This window comes from Roseibium sp. (assembly GCF_025698965.1).
Lineage (GTDB): Bacteria > Pseudomonadota > Alphaproteobacteria > Rhizobiales > Stappiaceae > Roseibium.
On the sequence record NZ_JAILWL010000109.1, the window covers coordinates 1 to 14,950 of the forward strand.

Annotated in this window: 17 protein-coding genes and 1 pseudogene; 7 read left to right on the forward strand and 11 right to left on the reverse strand. The window is 57.0% G+C overall.

What is annotated here, in order from left to right; all coding sequences use genetic code 11:
• The 3 genes and pseudogenes from K5905_RS11040 to K5905_RS11050 form a co-directional block, all read right to left on the reverse strand.
• Positions 1–313: pseudogene (locus K5905_RS11040) on the reverse strand (hypothetical protein); the annotation flags it as partial.
• The gene (locus K5905_RS11045) at positions 304–750 is read right to left on the reverse strand and encodes a hypothetical protein (protein ID WP_297583580.1); all 447 of its coding nucleotides are present in this window, start codon (positions 748–750) and stop codon (positions 304–306) included. The pseudogene K5905_RS11040 and the gene K5905_RS11045, both read right to left, overlap by 10 nt.
• 98 nt (positions 751–848) lie before the next feature.
• Positions 849–2,018, reverse strand: coding sequence for a citrate/2-methylcitrate synthase (locus K5905_RS11050; protein WP_297583582.1), 1,170 nt, complete (start codon positions 2,016–2,018; stop codon positions 849–851).
• A 77-nt stretch (positions 2,019–2,095) separates the two neighbouring features.
• On the opposite strand from K5905_RS11050, the gene K5905_RS11055 reads away from it, so the two are divergent.
• Positions 2,096–3,199 carry a citrate synthase/methylcitrate synthase gene (locus K5905_RS11055; protein WP_297583584.1) on the forward strand — a complete coding sequence of 368 codons (1,104 nt, stop codon included), beginning with the start codon at positions 2,096–2,098 and terminating at the stop codon, positions 3,197–3,199.
• A 101-nt stretch (positions 3,200–3,300) separates the two neighbouring features.
• Here K5905_RS11055 and K5905_RS11060 read toward each other — a convergent pair whose 3' ends face one another.
• Positions 3,301–4,053: a tellurite resistance TerB family protein gene (locus tag K5905_RS11060; protein ID WP_297583587.1), complete on the reverse strand. Its 753-nt coding sequence runs from the start codon at positions 4,051–4,053 to the stop codon at positions 3,301–3,303.
• 164 nt (positions 4,054–4,217) lie between these two features.
• On the opposite strand from K5905_RS11060, the gene K5905_RS11065 reads away from it, so the two are divergent.
• Positions 4,218–4,754, forward strand: coding sequence for a hypothetical protein (locus tag K5905_RS11065; RefSeq protein WP_297583589.1), 537 nt, complete (start codon positions 4,218–4,220; stop codon positions 4,752–4,754).
• A 66-nt stretch (positions 4,755–4,820) separates the two neighbouring features.
• On the opposite strand, the gene K5905_RS11070 is transcribed toward K5905_RS11065, so the two are convergent.
• Positions 4,821–5,291, reverse strand: a complete 471-nt coding sequence (locus tag K5905_RS11070; RefSeq protein WP_297583592.1) for an Lrp/AsnC family transcriptional regulator — start codon at positions 5,289–5,291, stop codon at positions 4,821–4,823.
• A 128-nt stretch (positions 5,292–5,419) separates the two neighbouring features.
• Here K5905_RS11070 and hppD point away from each other — a divergent pair, with 128 nt between their 5' ends.
• Positions 5,420–6,532, forward strand: coding sequence for a 4-hydroxyphenylpyruvate dioxygenase (hppD, locus tag K5905_RS11075; protein WP_297583595.1), 1,113 nt, complete (start codon positions 5,420–5,422; stop codon positions 6,530–6,532).
• 350 nt (positions 6,533–6,882) lie between these two features.
• On the opposite strand, the gene gshB is transcribed toward hppD, so the two are convergent.
• The 3 genes from gshB to rsmI form a co-directional block, all read right to left on the reverse strand.
• A complete protein-coding gene (gene gshB, locus K5905_RS11080) occupies positions 6,883–7,827 on the reverse strand; it encodes a glutathione synthase (protein WP_297583598.1) in 945 nt (314 codons plus the stop codon).
• Between the two features lie 246 nt (positions 7,828–8,073).
• Positions 8,074–8,460, reverse strand: a complete 387-nt coding sequence (locus K5905_RS11085) for a YraN family protein (protein WP_297583601.1) — start codon at positions 8,458–8,460, stop codon at positions 8,074–8,076.
• A 2-nt stretch (positions 8,461–8,462) separates the two neighbouring features.
• Positions 8,463–9,377: a 16S rRNA (cytidine(1402)-2'-O)-methyltransferase gene (gene rsmI / locus K5905_RS11090; RefSeq protein WP_297583604.1), complete on the reverse strand. Its 915-nt coding sequence runs from the start codon at positions 9,375–9,377 to the stop codon at positions 8,463–8,465.
• Between the two features lie 188 nt (positions 9,378–9,565).
• Between rsmI and K5905_RS11095 the strand changes: the two genes are divergently transcribed.
• Together K5905_RS11095 and coaBC are read left to right on the forward strand one after the other, a co-directional pair.
• Complete coding sequence (locus K5905_RS11095) at positions 9,566–10,789, forward strand: penicillin-binding protein activator (protein ID WP_297583607.1); 1,224 nt, start codon at positions 9,566–9,568, stop codon at positions 10,787–10,789.
• A 61-nt stretch (positions 10,790–10,850) separates the two neighbouring features.
• Entirely contained in the window at positions 10,851–12,086 is a 1,236-nt protein-coding gene (gene coaBC / locus K5905_RS11100) for a bifunctional phosphopantothenoylcysteine decarboxylase/phosphopantothenate--cysteine ligase CoaBC (RefSeq protein WP_297583610.1), read from the forward strand.
• A 36-nt stretch (positions 12,087–12,122) separates the two neighbouring features.
• On the opposite strand, the gene K5905_RS11105 is transcribed toward coaBC, so the two are convergent.
• The 3 genes from K5905_RS11105 to K5905_RS11115 form a co-directional block, all read right to left on the reverse strand.
• Positions 12,123–12,905 carry a class III extradiol ring-cleavage dioxygenase gene (locus K5905_RS11105; protein ID WP_297583613.1) on the reverse strand — a complete coding sequence of 261 codons (783 nt, stop codon included), beginning with the start codon at positions 12,903–12,905 and terminating at the stop codon, positions 12,123–12,125.
• 166 nt (positions 12,906–13,071) lie between these two features.
• Entirely contained in the window at positions 13,072–13,653 is a 582-nt protein-coding gene (locus tag K5905_RS11110; protein WP_297583616.1) for an OmpA family protein, read from the reverse strand.
• A 21-nt stretch (positions 13,654–13,674) separates the two neighbouring features.
• Entirely contained in the window at positions 13,675–14,094 is a 420-nt protein-coding gene (locus K5905_RS11115) for a hypothetical protein (RefSeq protein ID WP_297583618.1), read from the reverse strand.
• A 200-nt stretch (positions 14,095–14,294) separates the two neighbouring features.
• On the opposite strand from K5905_RS11115, the gene dut reads away from it, so the two are divergent.
• Both dut and K5905_RS11125 read left to right on the forward strand, forming a co-directional pair.
• Entirely contained in the window at positions 14,295–14,744 is a 450-nt protein-coding gene (dut, locus tag K5905_RS11120; RefSeq protein WP_297583621.1) for a dUTP diphosphatase, read from the forward strand.
• Between the two features lie 26 nt (positions 14,745–14,770).
• On the forward strand, positions 14,771–14,950 hold a 180-nt coding region (locus K5905_RS11125; protein WP_297583623.1), incomplete at its 3' end, for an HAD hydrolase-like protein.

The window sequence follows — 14,950 nt, forward strand, 5'->3', positions numbered from 1 at the left end:
CGTTGGACAGCATCATGGGTGCCCAGAAGGCTTTTATCGGAACACGGAACAACTTGAGGACAATGAAGCCCAAGACCGCAAAAACCAGGATCATTCCAACGGCCGCCCCCAGAACCGTCAGGAAGGTGCCGAGCTGAATATGCTCCTTGGCAAGATGCGCGAGTATCAGCGTGGGATAACCAACGTTGGAGACAAGTTTTCCGAACATTTTCGTGTCGAAAGGTGCCTTGAAGAACGCCAGCCCGTAACCGAGCAGCACACAAAGCAACACGGGCAGCATGACATTGACGACATGTCCGAAAATTACTTCCACCTGATATCCCCCATTTGGCTGAAGCCTGTGACTACCTGAACATGACCATTGCCGGTCCCGTTGCCCAATAGGTCAGAACAATCGGCAACGTGACAAGTGTCAGCAAAGTTGAAACCAGAATAAACCCTGTCACACCCGGTGCCTGTTCTGCCTGATAACACCCCACGGGCAGGTATGTGATGGCTGATGGTGGCATGAAGCAGAGCAGGATGATGATGCTCGCCAATGACGGCGATGAACCCGATCGTCACCGATGCCCCTTCCGAGCCAAAGGCGAGCGTTGCCACAGGCCAGTCCACGCTGCCGACATTGGAGACAGGAGATCCATAAAGTCTGGTGTCGAATTGCGTTTTGACGAGCAACAGACCATAGCCCAGCAGCACGCATATCAGGACGGGCAGCAACACCTTGGCGACATGTTCAACAATGCCTGCCACCCGTTTCTCCCCCAGTCTCAAGCCTTTAAGGTCGAACGTTAGTGGTGAGGGGCGGCAGAAATCAACCTTTTCGTGCAACGGGTGCACATGGGTGTGTGTTATCCCGGACGTTCGCCCACGTAAGCCGCCCTTGGCCGGATTTTTTCATGGGCGGCATATTGTTCCAACGCATGTGCGATCCAGCCGGTCATCCGCCCGGCACAGAAGATGACCTTGCCGGCATCTTTGGGCAGGTCATAGGTTCTCTGAATTGCTGCCAAGGCAAAGTCGACATTGGGTGGCAGGTCGAACAGGTCGTTTGCTGCCGCCATCAGCGCCGGAAGACGGTCCACGAACGGGTGTCCGTTTTCCGTTCGCTGCAACATATCGATAAGGCAATCGGCGCGCGGGTCCCGTCCCTGATAGATGGAGTGACCGAACCCGGGAAGGGCCTCACCCCGGCCCAGACGATCCGACAACACAATCTCGATATCAGTCTCGGATTTGATCTGCGAGAGCCAGGCTGTCGCCCTATCGGGAGCCACGCCATGACGCGGGCCGGCAAAGGCACCGAGACCGGAGAGCAATGCTGCGTGAAGTGGTGCACGCGTCGACGCGGCACACCGCGCAGCAAAAGCACTTGTATTGAGTTCATGATCTGCGCACAGAACCAGTGCGGAGCGGATCAGGTTCTTTGCAGCCGCCGACGCGCCATATGCATTGGCAATCTGAGTGTGGATCGGTATTGCCACCGGTTCCTGGTCAAGAAGCGCCGCGACCCCATAACGAAGGAGCGCCGCGCCCTTGATCTGAAGCAGTCTGGGCGCAAGTGTAAATGCGGCCCTGTCCTGCAACGGCCAGGCTGCCAGCGCCATCATCAGCCTGTCCAGAGCGGCCAGACCCGAGGGAAGCGCAGGCGGGCTGAGGGGTACATTGTCGGCAAATGGATCTTTGTCAGAGTCCCATAGCAGCGTCGCAACCGTTTCAAGTGTCGAGGTTTCCGCAAGATCTCTCGCCAAACGTCCGCGGTAAACAGGGCCGTTCTCGGCAATCAGCGTGAGCTCGGTTTCAAGCACCGGATCTCCGGTCAGAGGCCGGGACCCCGCGTGATCTTCAGCGGCCTTGCGGCCTTTCAGTCGACGGACATCCGCTGCGTCGTAGCGGCGCTTTTTTCCCGGTCCCGCAACCGAGGAAATCAACCCCCGACTAACATAGGCATAGAGAGTGGCCGGCTGAACACCGAGCTCCGCGGCGGCCTCCCGGGCAGAAAGAAAGATTGGAGTGCTCATAGGTTGATTTTATTTATCAACATTGATCAAGGCAATGCCTTCTTTCTATCTGACGCAAACCAAAGAAGGAGATGACCATGACCGAAGCGCCAAATCCCGCTCAGATGCTTCCGGATCCGACCGCAGGTCTGGAAGGTGTCGTTGCAGCCACAACCCGTTTAAGTGACGTCGACGGTCAAAACGGTGTCCTGATCCTGCGTGGCAGGAAAATAGAAGACCTTGCCGGTGTCGTTTCCTTTGAAGACGCAGTCATGCATCTGTGGCAGGACTTCGGCTTCACCGACGCAGCCTCCATGGCTAGGGCCTTTGGCGATGCAAGGATGACGGCATTCGACGTTGTCCCTCTTCTAGAAGGTGCTTCAAGTTCCCTTGACGTTTACGAGCGCATGCAACTTGGTCTCGCGGCACTTGTCCTGAACAAGGATCTGCCGGCCCCGATCGCCATCAGCGGTGCCTTGCCTGTATTCCTGGCAGCCTCCCACCGGATCGCGACAGGTCTGAAGCCGATTGCTCCTGACGCAGGCCTTACAACCGCAGTCGATCTGCTACGCATGCTCGTCGGAGACATCCAGCCATCTGGGTATTCCGATGCACTCGATCGATATCTGGTGACCATTCTGGACCATGGCCTGAATGCCTCCACGTTCACGGCACGCGTTATCGGATCAACTCAGGCTGACATGAAACAGGCCATTCTGGGTGCCATGGGCGCGTTGAGCGGCCCGCTACACGGTGGTGCTCCCGGTCCGGTTCTCGACATGATCGATGCTATCGGCCAGCCGGAAAACGCCGCCGCATGGATTACGGATGCGTTGGACCGGAAAGAAAGGCTGATGGGTTTCGGCCATCGGATCTATCGAACGCGAGACCCGCGCGCCGACGTGCTGAAAGCCGGTTTGCAGCTGCTTGGATCGGAAAACCCGAAAGTACAGTTGGCTGAAAACATCGAAAATGAGGCGCTTGCAGCGCTCAAACGCGCCAAGCCTGACCGACCTCTTGACACCAATGTGGAATTCTACACAGCTGTCTTGCTCGATGCGATCGGCATCGACCGGTCCCTGTTTACACCGCTCTTTGCCACCGGCCGAACTCCAGGCTGGTGTGCACATGTGCTGGAACAGCAGCAAACCGGCAAACTGATCCGGCCGGCATCGCAATATGTCGGCCCCAAGCCGGATTAAGTTCTCCGAAGAAAGCCCGCTCCAACCTGACTGAAAGATCCCGGCCTGCAAGATGAGGCCGGGATCGGGAAGTTTTCAATCAGAACGTTCTGCCGGACCGGTCAACCAGCCATTTCAGCTTCACGCACGGCCAGTTCGATTTCGTCGATCAGGCCGGGTTCCAGTCCGAGGCGCGCTGCAAGCATTTGCAGATAGGCTCTTTCCGCCGGATGGTCCGGGTCGATGGCCAAACGCGAGGCGGCATAAATCTCGGCTGCGGTTTCCGGGCAACTCGCGAAGGCAACAACCTTGTCAAGATCGAGTGGCGAGCGCAATTCATCCATCAGGAAGGCCTTTGCCTCACTGTCGAGACCTGCCTCGTCGATCTTTTCGAAAATCCGGTCTTGCTCCTCACGGTCGATATGGCCGTCCGCCTTGGCGGCCGCAATCATCGCGGTCAGAAGTGCCACGGCGAACTGGTTTTCACCGCCAGGCTGCTGCGCCGGGTCAAACGCCGTTCCACGCGGAGCTTCCAACGGGATCGGCTCATCCTGCGGATATTGCGGGCGCGGAGCGTTTTGCTGATTGGCCTTATGGCCCTGATAGGCCTTGTAGGCGAGACCGGCAACCAGTGCGAGGCCACCATAAGTCACGGCTTTCTTGCCGATTTTGCGACCAGACTTGGTCCCGAGCATCAGACCTGCAAGGCCACCAAGCGCGAGTCCTCCGCCTTGTGACGACAGAAAATCCTTGCCTTGCGACAGCAGATCGCCCGATCCGCCGCGTTGTGCAGCGGTTGCACCACCTCGGCTGCCACTTTGGTTGCCAGACTGGCCACCCAGAAACTGATCCAGCAAGGATTTAGCGTCAAACATCAATTGGCTCCCACATACCGCCCCTAGAAGGGCAAATCACAATTGCCCTATCAAATGGGAATTTCTACAAGCAGCGCAAGTTTGCGTTACATTTGCGTACAGTTTTTCGTCGTCGCCCTTAACCCACTGTGCCTAGCGGCTATGCCGATCAGGAATTTGGTGTTTTGAAGTTCTCATCCGTGTTTCCTGTCTTGATGGCATGCCTTGCCATCGTTACCCCTGCCCATGCGTTTCTGTCCGATGAAAATCCGGACAGCTATTCGAAAATCATCGACGAGCAGCAGGTCTCCAGCTATCAGAATTCCCTCGCCTCGGCGGGTGAGAGCTCGACGGGGAAACTGCACGCGTTTCGAACAACGCTTTCCCGCAAAACGTCCGCAACCGGCGCTATCACGCCCTCAAACGAGGATCTGGTCATTCACGCCGTGCAGGATCGCGGTCTGCCGCAGGGGTCTGAGTATCCGACCTATGTCTTTACCTCGACCGAAACGCTTGAAAACCCGGTTCTCATTCACAAAACCCATGCCGGGACCAGGCTCTTCCTGGCTGAGGACACCCGGGGTGACGCAACCTGTCTGCTATCAGCTGAAAAGGGGTGGGCGGACATTTGCCTGGTAGATACGCAAGGCAGCGCCGCACCGGATCTTTCGGGGCTCCGGGATGACTTCTGGTCGGATCTCCTGAAGGTTTTCGGCTTCTAGTCACTCGCATCTGAAGTTCGCTTTGGAGCATGCCGCATTCATGAGCTGAATTTCAAATTCACCGCACTAGCGGCCAAGCGGCAGCAAATTGTCGTCCTTCAGCGTTTCCATGGCGATTGAAGAGCGCACGTTTTGAACCGCCTCCTGCGGCAACAGTTCGTCATTAATGATGTGGCTGAGTGTCTTGAGGTCCGGAACCACGATTTTCAGCATGTAATCAACATCACCGGTCAGTGTGTGGGCCTCCTGCACCTGCGGCATGGCAGTGACCATGTTTCGGAACTTGCGGGCATTTTCCTTGCTATGCGCCCCGAGCGTGACACCGACAAAGGCCGTTACCGTCAAACCTAGTGCTTCGGGGTCCAAAGCCGCCCTGTAGCGCCGAATGACCCCGGCCCCCTCCAGCTTCTGACGGCGGCGTGAAACTTGACTGGCGGACAGGCTGATCACCTCCCCCAGCTCGGCATTGGTCAATGCGGCATTTTCCTGCAAGGCCGCAAGGAGTTTTACATCAAAGCTATCCAGCGCAATTGACATGCGTCATTTCCGAATAAACCACACAATATGTGCATAAGCTTACGCGAAATCACGTGGATTGCACACACCCTGCGCATGATCCCCGGCATTCTGTCTTCAACAATCTTGTTTCAGAAGGAGGATAAGCCTTGGGACCGTTTCCGCATAACGCGCCACCTGCCCAAATCACATCGGAAAACCCGGCAGGGACCGATGGTTTTGAATTTGTCGAGTTCTCCCATCCGGAACCGGAGAAACTGGACACCCTCTTTCGCAAGATGGGTTTTGTGCCGGTCGCGAAGCACAGGACCAGGAACATCACCCTCTACCGGCAGGGCGATGTCACCTATGTGCTGAACGCGGAACCCGGCAGCCACGGCATGGCTTTCGTTGAAACGCACGGACCGTGTGCTCCGGCCATGGCCTGGCGTGTGGTCGATGCCGACAAGGCCTATCAGTATGCGGTGGCACGGGGAGCCACGCCATATGAGGGCAACGACAAGACCCTGGACGTGCCTGCAATTGTCGGAATTGGCGGCTCACTGCTGTACTTCGTGGACACCTATGGCGACAAAGGCTCTGCCTATTCCGCGGAATTTGACTGGCTGGGCGAGATTGATCCGAAGCCGGAAGGCGTCGGTTTCTACTATCTCGATCATCTGACGCACAATGTCTATCGCGGCAACATGGACAAGTGGTGGGACTTTTACCGCGATCTCTTCAATTTCAAGCAGATCCACTTCTTCGACATCGACGGACGGATCACCGGACTGGTCAGCCGGGCAATCACCAGCCCCTGCGGCAAGATCCGCATACCGCTGAACGAGTCCAAGGACGATACCAGCCAGATCGAGGAGTATTTGAAGAAGTATAACGGTGAGGGCATCCAGCATATCGCCGTTGGTACGGACGATATCTACGACAGCACCGACAAGCTCGCGGCGAACGAGTTGAGATTCATGCCGGGCCCGCCGGAAACCTATTACGAAATGTCTCGCGACCGGGTGAACGGACATGACGAACCGATCGACCGCATGAAACGCCACGGTATCCTGATTGACGGCGAAGGCGTGATTGATGGCGGCATGACAAAGATCCTTCTGCAGATCTTCTCAAAAACCGTGATCGGACCGATCTTCTTCGAGTTCATTCAGCGCAAGGGCGATGAAGGCTTCGGCGAAGGCAATTTCCGGGCCCTGTTTGAATCGATCGAGGAAGACCAGATCCGCCGCGGCGTCATCAAGACGGAAGCCGCCGAATAAGACAGGCAACAACCGGACAGACGCATTTCCGGAACCGCTGCAAGAGACCGCTTTCCCGTTTCGGGCGAGCGGTCTTTCGTATTTTTGTCAGGGCTCGCGATTTTTTTTACAAAAAAGATTCAAAAATTGAACTTTCATAACTTGTTGAAATTTTTGTGCATTTCCCAAAATCGGCTGAAAACCTGTGGCGCCTCGACCACAGTTTCCAACTTTTTTCTGGAAGAAGAACATCCTATGCGGGTTTTACCAAACAGAGGCTGCCGTTTAGGCCCTCTGTTGCATTGTCTAAGCACAAACTTCTGACCTCCGTGCCCCGCGCGGAGGTTTTTTTTGCCTGAAGGTTTATAGGCTTAGCGTTTCGCCTTGTTTTCCAGCACATCCCAGACCATGGCCGCCACATCCGGGCCACCGAGATTGCGAATGGCACGAATGCCCGTCGGAGCGGTAACATTGATTTCAGTCAGACGACCGTCGATGACGTCGATGCCGACCAGAATGAGTCCTTTTTCGCGCAGGGACGGGCCGAGGCGCGCGCAGATTTCCCGTTCGCGGTCGCTAAGGTCGCTGTCGGTGGGAGCGCCACCACGCACCATGTTGGAACGCAGGTCGCCCTCAGCCGGAACACGATTGACGGCTCCGGCAAATTCTCCATCCACCAGCAGGATGCGCTTGTCGCCGTGCTTCACGTTCGGCAGAAACTGCTGGATGACCCAGGGCTCGCGGAAAGTTGCGTCGAAGAAGTCGTAGAGCGAGCCGTAATTTAGATCGTCGCGGGTCACCCTGAACACCGCCGCGCCGCCATGTCCGAAAAGCGGTTTCATGACGATGTCGCCATATTCCTCGCGGAAGAGATCGATTTCCGACTTGTCCTTGGTGATCAGGGTTGGCGGCATCAGATCGGCAAATTCGGTCACGAACAGCTTTTCCGGCGCATTTCGGACGGAAGCCGGATCATTGACCACCAGTGTATCGGGATGGATTTTTTCCAGAATGTGAGTGGCCGCGATATAGGCCAGATCGAAAGGCGGATCCTGGCGCATCAACACCACGTCCATCTCGCGCATATCCGTGCGCTGCTTTTCGCCAAGCGTGAAGTGGTTGCCTTTTTCGTCGCGCACTTCAATCGGCTCCAGCGCGCAAAACACGTCGTCACCCCGCTGTGCGAGGCGTTCGGGTGTGTAGTGATACAGCTCATGACCTCGGTTCTGCGCTTCCAGCATCATGGCAAAGGCGCTGTCGCCGGCGATGTTGATGGAGGAGATATGGTCCATCTGGACCGCAACTTTCAAAGCCATAAGGCGACTCCCGGCGGGGGCGCGTTTCGCGCTCAGGGGGTTTTAAAGCACCTCGTGAAAAGACCGAATCACCCATCGCTGCCTGAAATCACAGATTTCAACGCGAACCATGATGCTTCCTGTGTCAATATTTTCACGAAACGCTATGGAACGATTGGTCCAGATATGCGTTGGCGGTACCGCTTTGTCCAGTGGCGGGGAAAATTTGACCACAGTCGGAGCTGGAACACATTCACTGGCTGCGCTCTAATCCCAAGCGTCAAATGCATTTGCAATCCGTTCCGGCAAAGCCCAGGGACGGATGACGATCACATCGAAACGCAAGGTGTAAAATCCTGCCTTCGGATGCTGGGCAACAAAGATTTTTGCCGCCCTGGAAATACGTTTCTGGCTGGCCGGTGTGACGGCTTCCAACGCGGCCCGGCGGGACTTCCTGGCCTTGACTTCGACAAATGCAACTGTTTTCCGCCGTTTGGCAATCAGGTCGATTTCGCCAACCTTGGTCTTGTAGCGGTGTTTTAAAATGCGCCAACCGGTCAGGCGCAAATACCAGGCGGCCCAGGTCTCCGCCGAAAGACCCTGAGCATACGCGCGCCGGCGTTTATCGGCAGCAGCAGACTTGGTCTTGCCCATCGTCAGCCGTCTCCCGATTTCAGGTCGAGGGCTCTTTTATAAACTTCGTTGCGATCCAGCCCGGTTGCCTTTGATACTTTCTTTGCGGCCGCACTCACCGGCATATCCGCAAGCGCCTCTTTCAACAGGGTATCCAGGTCCGAAGCTTCTGCTTCCGGCTTGTCGTCGGGCGGACCAATCAGAATAACGATTTCGCCTTTGACCTGCTGACCGTCAAATCGCTCAGCAAGGTGGGTAAGCGTGCCGCGTTCGAAGGTTTCAAAACGTTTGGTGAGTTCGCGCGCCACCACGGCTTCGCGGTCGCCCCCCAGGACTTCGGCCATCACTTCCAGCGTTGCACCGGTGCGATGCGGAGATTCAAAGAAGATCAACGTGGATGGAATTTTGGCCAGTTCCTCGAGACGTCTTGTTTTTGGTCCACCTTTCTGGGGCAGAAAACCAGCGAACAGAACCGTGTCGCTCGGCAGTCCGGAAGCGACAAGTCCTGCAAGCGGCGCGGAAGCCCCCGGTATCGGGATGACTTTGAAACCTTCCGCCACGACGTCACGCACAAGGCGGTAGCCCGGATCGGATACCAGGGGCGTGCCCGCATCGGAAACCAGAGCCACAGGCCGGCCTTCGGTGAGTTCGGCAAGAATTTTGGGCCGCTGCTTGTCCGCATTGTGCTCGTGGTAGGCCAACAGAGGGGTCTTGAGACCAAATTTCTGCGTCAGGGTTGAGGTAACCCGCGTATCCTCACAGGCGATCACGCTGCTTGCGGCAAGCGTCTCAAGCGCCCGGACAGTGATGTCACCCAAATTGCCGATCGGGGTTGAAACAATGTATAGCGCCGGCTCCAGATTTGGGGCCGAGAAGACGTGTTCCGACAGGCTGTAGCGATTTTTCTCCGCTTGTGACGCTGCGGTGTCGGTCCCCATAAAGCCTCCTTGAGCATTCCAGAATTCCCGCAAGGGTGAGGGATCTGCCTCCTTGCGCTAGCCGCACAATGCAACTGTTGCAAGGTAAATTCACCGATCATCAAACAGATATGCCACTGAAATGCCACTAAAACTGGACATGTGCACAACGAATACGTAAGTCTTTGCCAATGGGTGGATTGACAAAAATGGCAAGTGCAATGCGGGGCAAAACAGATCAACAGCGCAGACGCGTCTTTTTGAAAACAGCGTTTGCGGGTGTCGGCACGATGCTGCTTGCAGGCTGCATGGGATCGACGCTCGGCTCCTATCCGGGCGAGCAGATCCAGCCGGGTGCACAGCCCCAGGTCACCGGCGAGGTGATCGGCACAGGTAGCGTGCGGGTTGGATTGTTGTTGCCGCTGACCAGCAGTGGCGGCAATGCCTCTATCGGCACCGTGTTCAAGAATTCCGCGTCCCTTGCCCTGCAGAACTTCCCCAATGCGGATGTTCAGCTGCTGGTCAAGGATACTGGCGGCACCGCCGAAGGTGGCCGGGCTGCGGCACAAGCCGCAATTTCGGAAGGCGCTGAACTGATCCTCGGGCCTGTCTTTTCGCAAGCCGTTTCGGGCGCCGCCACCGCTGCACGGGCCACTGGCGTTCCGGTAATTGCGTTTTCAACCGATACATCCGTCGCGGCACGGGGCGTCTATCTCCTGAGCTTCCTGCCGGAAAGCGATGTCAAACGGATCGTCGGCTACGCCAACAGCCAGCAGAAGAGCTCCTACGCAGCTCTGGTTCCCGAAGGAGCCTATGGTGCTGTCGTGGAAGCGGCGTTTCGCCAGGAGGTCGGGCGCGGTGGTGGACGGATCGCCACCATTCAGCGATACAAGACGAGCGGCTCAGACACGTCGGACCTGATCGCAAAGACCTCCGCGCTGAAATCCGTTCTCAACAATGTCGATGCGTTGTTTCTGCCGGCTGGCGGGACCGTTCCGGCCCAGGTTGTCCAAACCCTTGTCAGTCAGGGTGCCAATCTCGGTCAGGTCAAGCTGCTTGGCTCCGGGCAGTGGGACACGCCACAGATCAAGAACAACCCCGTGCTTGCAGGCGCCTGGTTCGCCGGGCCGGAAGACAAGGGTTTCCAGGCCTTCGCACAACGCTATCAGAGCACTTACGGAGCACGACCGCCGCGCAATGCCAGTCTTGTTTATGACGGCGTGACGCTCGCAGCAGGCCTGATCCGTTCCGCAGGACCGCAGCGCTTCCAGCAAAGTATCCTGACCAACCGCGACGGCTTTATCGGTATTGACGGACTGTTCCGCTTCCAATCCAATGGACTCAACGAGCGCGGCCTTTCCGTCTATCAGATCACCGGTCAGGGCACGCAGGTGATTTCTCCGGCACCCAGAGACTTCCGGACAGGATTCTGATCGCGATCGGAACCGCCGCCCTCGGTGGGCTGCTAGTTAAGGCCATGGATCCATTGACACGATGCTGAACGGCAAGGAAATCGTACTGATCATCAGCGGCGGGATCGCGGCCTACAAGTCGTTGGACCTGATCCGCCGTCTGAAGGAGCGCGGCGCCCGGGTTGTACCGGTCATGACGTCCGGGGCGCGGAAATTCGTTACCCCGCTTGCGGTTGGTGCATTGGCTGCCGAAAAGGTATTCACCGACCTGTTCGACCGGGAAGCGGAGCATGATGTCGGGCATATACGCCTGGCGCGGGACCATGACCTGATCCTGATTGCGCCCACCACGGCCAATCTAATGGCCAAGATGGTTCACGGCATTGCAGACGATCTGGCCACCGCAGTCCTTCTTGCAACAGACAAACCAGTTCTTGCAGCTCCGGCCATGAACCCGAAAATGTGGCAAAACCCGGCAACGGTTCGCAATCTGGAAACGCTTCAGAAACGTGGGATCCGTTTTGTCGGCCCGGCCTCGGGAGAAATGGCGGAGAAGGGTGAAGCCGGTGTCGGCCGAATGAGTGAACCGCTGGAAATCGTCGCTGCGGCAGAAGCGGTGTTGCGCGACCAGAGGGCCGAAGCCGGAGAGTTGCCCCTTGCCGGCAGACACGTTCTGATCACCTCCGGCCCGACGCACGAGCCTATCGACCCCGTGCGCTACATCGCCAACCGTTCTTCCGGCAAGCAGGGGCATGCCCTTGCTGAAGCCGCCTATGCCGCAGGTGCGCGAGTGACGCTTGTTTCCGGTCCGGTCGAACTGCCTGACCCGGCCAACATCACTGTGGTGCCGGTGGAATCGGCTGCAGACATGCTGAAGGCGGTGGAAAGCCATCTTCCCGCGGACATCGTCATCATGGCAGCTGCCGTCGCGGACTGGCGCATGGCATCTGAAGGGGCGCAGAAGATCAAAAAGGATGGCAGCGGCAAACCACCCGCCCTCAATCTGATTGAAAACCCGGATATTCTGGCAACCATCGGCCACCACACATCATTGCGGCCGGATCTCTTGATCGGATTTGCAGCCGAAACGCAGAACCTGCTTCAAAACGCCCGCTCCAAGCTGGAGCGCAAGAAGGCTGACTGGATCATCGCCAATGATGTCAGCCCTGAAACCGGCATCATGGGTGGAGACGCCAACACAGTTCGCCTTGTCAGCAAGGACGGGGTCGAAGACTGGCCACAGATGGACAAGACCGACGTCGCCCGGCAGATCATTGCGCGGGCCGCCGCCGCCTTGACAGGCGACAAAGGCTCCTAACGCTCATCCTCGTAAAACCGACAGCCATGATTTGACCTAGGCTGCGAAACGGAAGTAGCTCATGCTGAGCGTGCCGTATTCATAACTCCGGTGCAGCAGGTTGGGGCGCGCTTGCGAACCACCTGCCCCGAACGCGAAGAACAGCGGCAGCAGATGTTCGTCAGTCGGATGGGCACGGCGAAAGTCAGGTGCATTTGCCAGATCACCGAAATAGTCGATTGAGCCCGAATTCAAGCCTTCGTCCAACCAATCGTCGAAGCCCTTCGCCCAATCCTCGGCCTCCGATCCTTGCGGGCGAATTTCGCGCAGATTGTGCGTGGTGCTCCCGGAACCGACAATCAGAACACCTCTTTCCTTAAGTGAGGAAAGGGCTTGTCCCAAGGCATGAACCGATGCCGGGGTGCTTCCACGGGGCAGTGACAGGGCCGTCACGGGGATGTCTGCCTTCGGATAGGCGAGCGACAAGGGCACCCAGGCACCGTGATCCAATCCCCAGGAACTGTCCAACTCCACGTCATACCCACTCTTTTCGAGTAGCTTCGCAGCTTCATCGACCTGATCTTCGTTTGTACTGACCGGGTAAGTGATTTCATAAAGCGGCGCAGGAAAGCCTCGGAAATCATGGATCGTGCGCAAGGGCCCAGGTGCGGAGAGTTTCAATCCGTCCGTTTCCCAATGCGCGGAAAGGATCAGAATCGATTTTGGCGTCGACTGGTGCTCGGCAAAGCGCGTCAGAAACCGGTTGGCTGCAGTCTCGTCAAGCGCCAGGGTCGGCGCGCCATGGGCCAAGAACACAGGCGGAATGATTGCCTCCGGCATTCGGGTACCTCCATCAGACAAATATTGATGACTTTTCGAAGATAAGCCGCAGCGCCCGGTTCAGAAGCTCAGTTTTTGGAAAAGGGCTGTTCCGGATTCGGGAACAATAAACAGAAACCGCTCCCGGTGACCCGGGAGCAGTCGATGCCAATCAAGAATAACTGACTTATCTGTAACCGACGTTGATCAGCTGTACACGGCGGTTGATGCCTGAATCGGGCTTGGACGGGTCGCGAAGCTGTTCTTCTCCAAGACCGACGGCCTTCAGATATTCACCTGGCACCTGGAACGTGGTCACCAAAGCTTCACGTACCGACTTTGCGCGTTTGATCGACAGCTCGAGATTGTATTCGCGCGTACCCGTTGCATCCGTGTGCCCAACGATGAAGAAGGTCTGCCCCTGCAGATAGGGTGTGTGCAAAGCGTCCGCGATCAGGCCAACAGTTTCATAGGACTCGGGCCGAATGCGCGCTGAATTCAGATCAAAGGTGATTTCCACGTTGAACTGGCGCAAGGAGGCCAGCTTGTCCCAAAGCGGCAGGTTCCCCGGAGAATTGGCCCCAGGATATTTCTGGATGTTTTCAAACGCCGCTTTTTGCAGTTCGTCAGCGCTGACATCGACTTCCTGCTGAGCACCCTGCAGGGAGTTGATGATTTCGTTGCGACTCAGCTTTGTTTGCGCAAAGACGCCGGACGCGGAAACAGCAAGGAAGGCGGCCGAAACACCGGCAAGAAAAATCTTGTTCATCGAAAGTCTCCAAAACAGGTGTTAGCGGTATCCGGCCAGGTCGATGGCGGTGTTGCATTTCGCGCTGACGGAAGGCTGTGCCTTGAGCAGGCAGCGCAGGATGTGACCGGCTCCCTGTTTCACGCCCTTGCAATATTGAGCTGCGTCCCTGTCGCAGATTTTGGGAGCAGCAGCCTGGGCTGCAAGACGCTCCTGGATAAGGGAAGCAACCACTGCACGATCAGCGTTGCACTTCTGAGATACCTTGGCCTGGTTCTCCTGCAGGCACTTGCCGATGCCGTTATTTGCCAGAGTTGCTGACTTGCAATATTTTTCGATGTCCTGACCGCAACTTGCGGATAGTATCTTGATCGCTTCGGCGAAACCCACCGTTTGAGCAAAAGCTGCAGGAGCGGTTACCAGAAGAACACCTGTCGTGAATGCGAAAATGAAACGTCTCATGTTGTAAATCTCCCAACCGGGGACAAACCCCGGACAACATTACGATGCGTCAGAGTGTTTCAGGAGATCGCAACGACTTCAAGTAGGTAGCTGGTTTTTCTGATGCCTCTTTTGTCTACCTGACAGTCTTGACAGGAACTGCCGAATATCGTCACTCGCCCACAAGATCCCACCCAAGCCTTCAACGCCGGAAAACCGCCATGACTGTCACACTGGAACTGAAACGTCTTGACCACGGCGGGGACCTGCCGTTGCCAACTTATCAATCTGAGCTTGCAGCCGGTCTTGATCTTCTGGCTGCGGTCGACGCCCCGCTCTCGCTCTCACCGGGTGAACGCGCTCTAGTGCCCACCGGTCTTGCCATGGCGCTTCCGGCCGGCTTCGAAGCGCAGGTTCGCCCCCGGTCGGGCCTTGCCGCCAAACACGGTGTCACCGTATTGAACACACCGGGAACGATCGACGCGGACTACCGGGGCGAGGTCAAGGTCATTCTGATCAATCTCGGCCGGGAGACTTTCGAGATAGCGCGCGGGGAACGGATCGCGCAGATGGTGATCGCACCGGTTTTGCAAGCCGAAATTCAGGAAGTCGACACCCTTTCAGATACGAAGCGCGGTACCGGTGGCTTCGGCTCCACCGGACGCGGTTGACCCCTAATCTTGTTCAAGGACACTTCATGACCCCCAGCCTTGTCATTTTCGATTGCGACGGTGTTCTCGTCGATACGGAACGCCTGACCAACCAGAACATGGCCAACATTGTCACAGAGCTGGGCTATCCGATGACCGGTCCGGAATGTCAGCGCCGGTTCATGGGCAGAACGCTGGAAAGCGTGCAGACAATGATCGAGGAACTG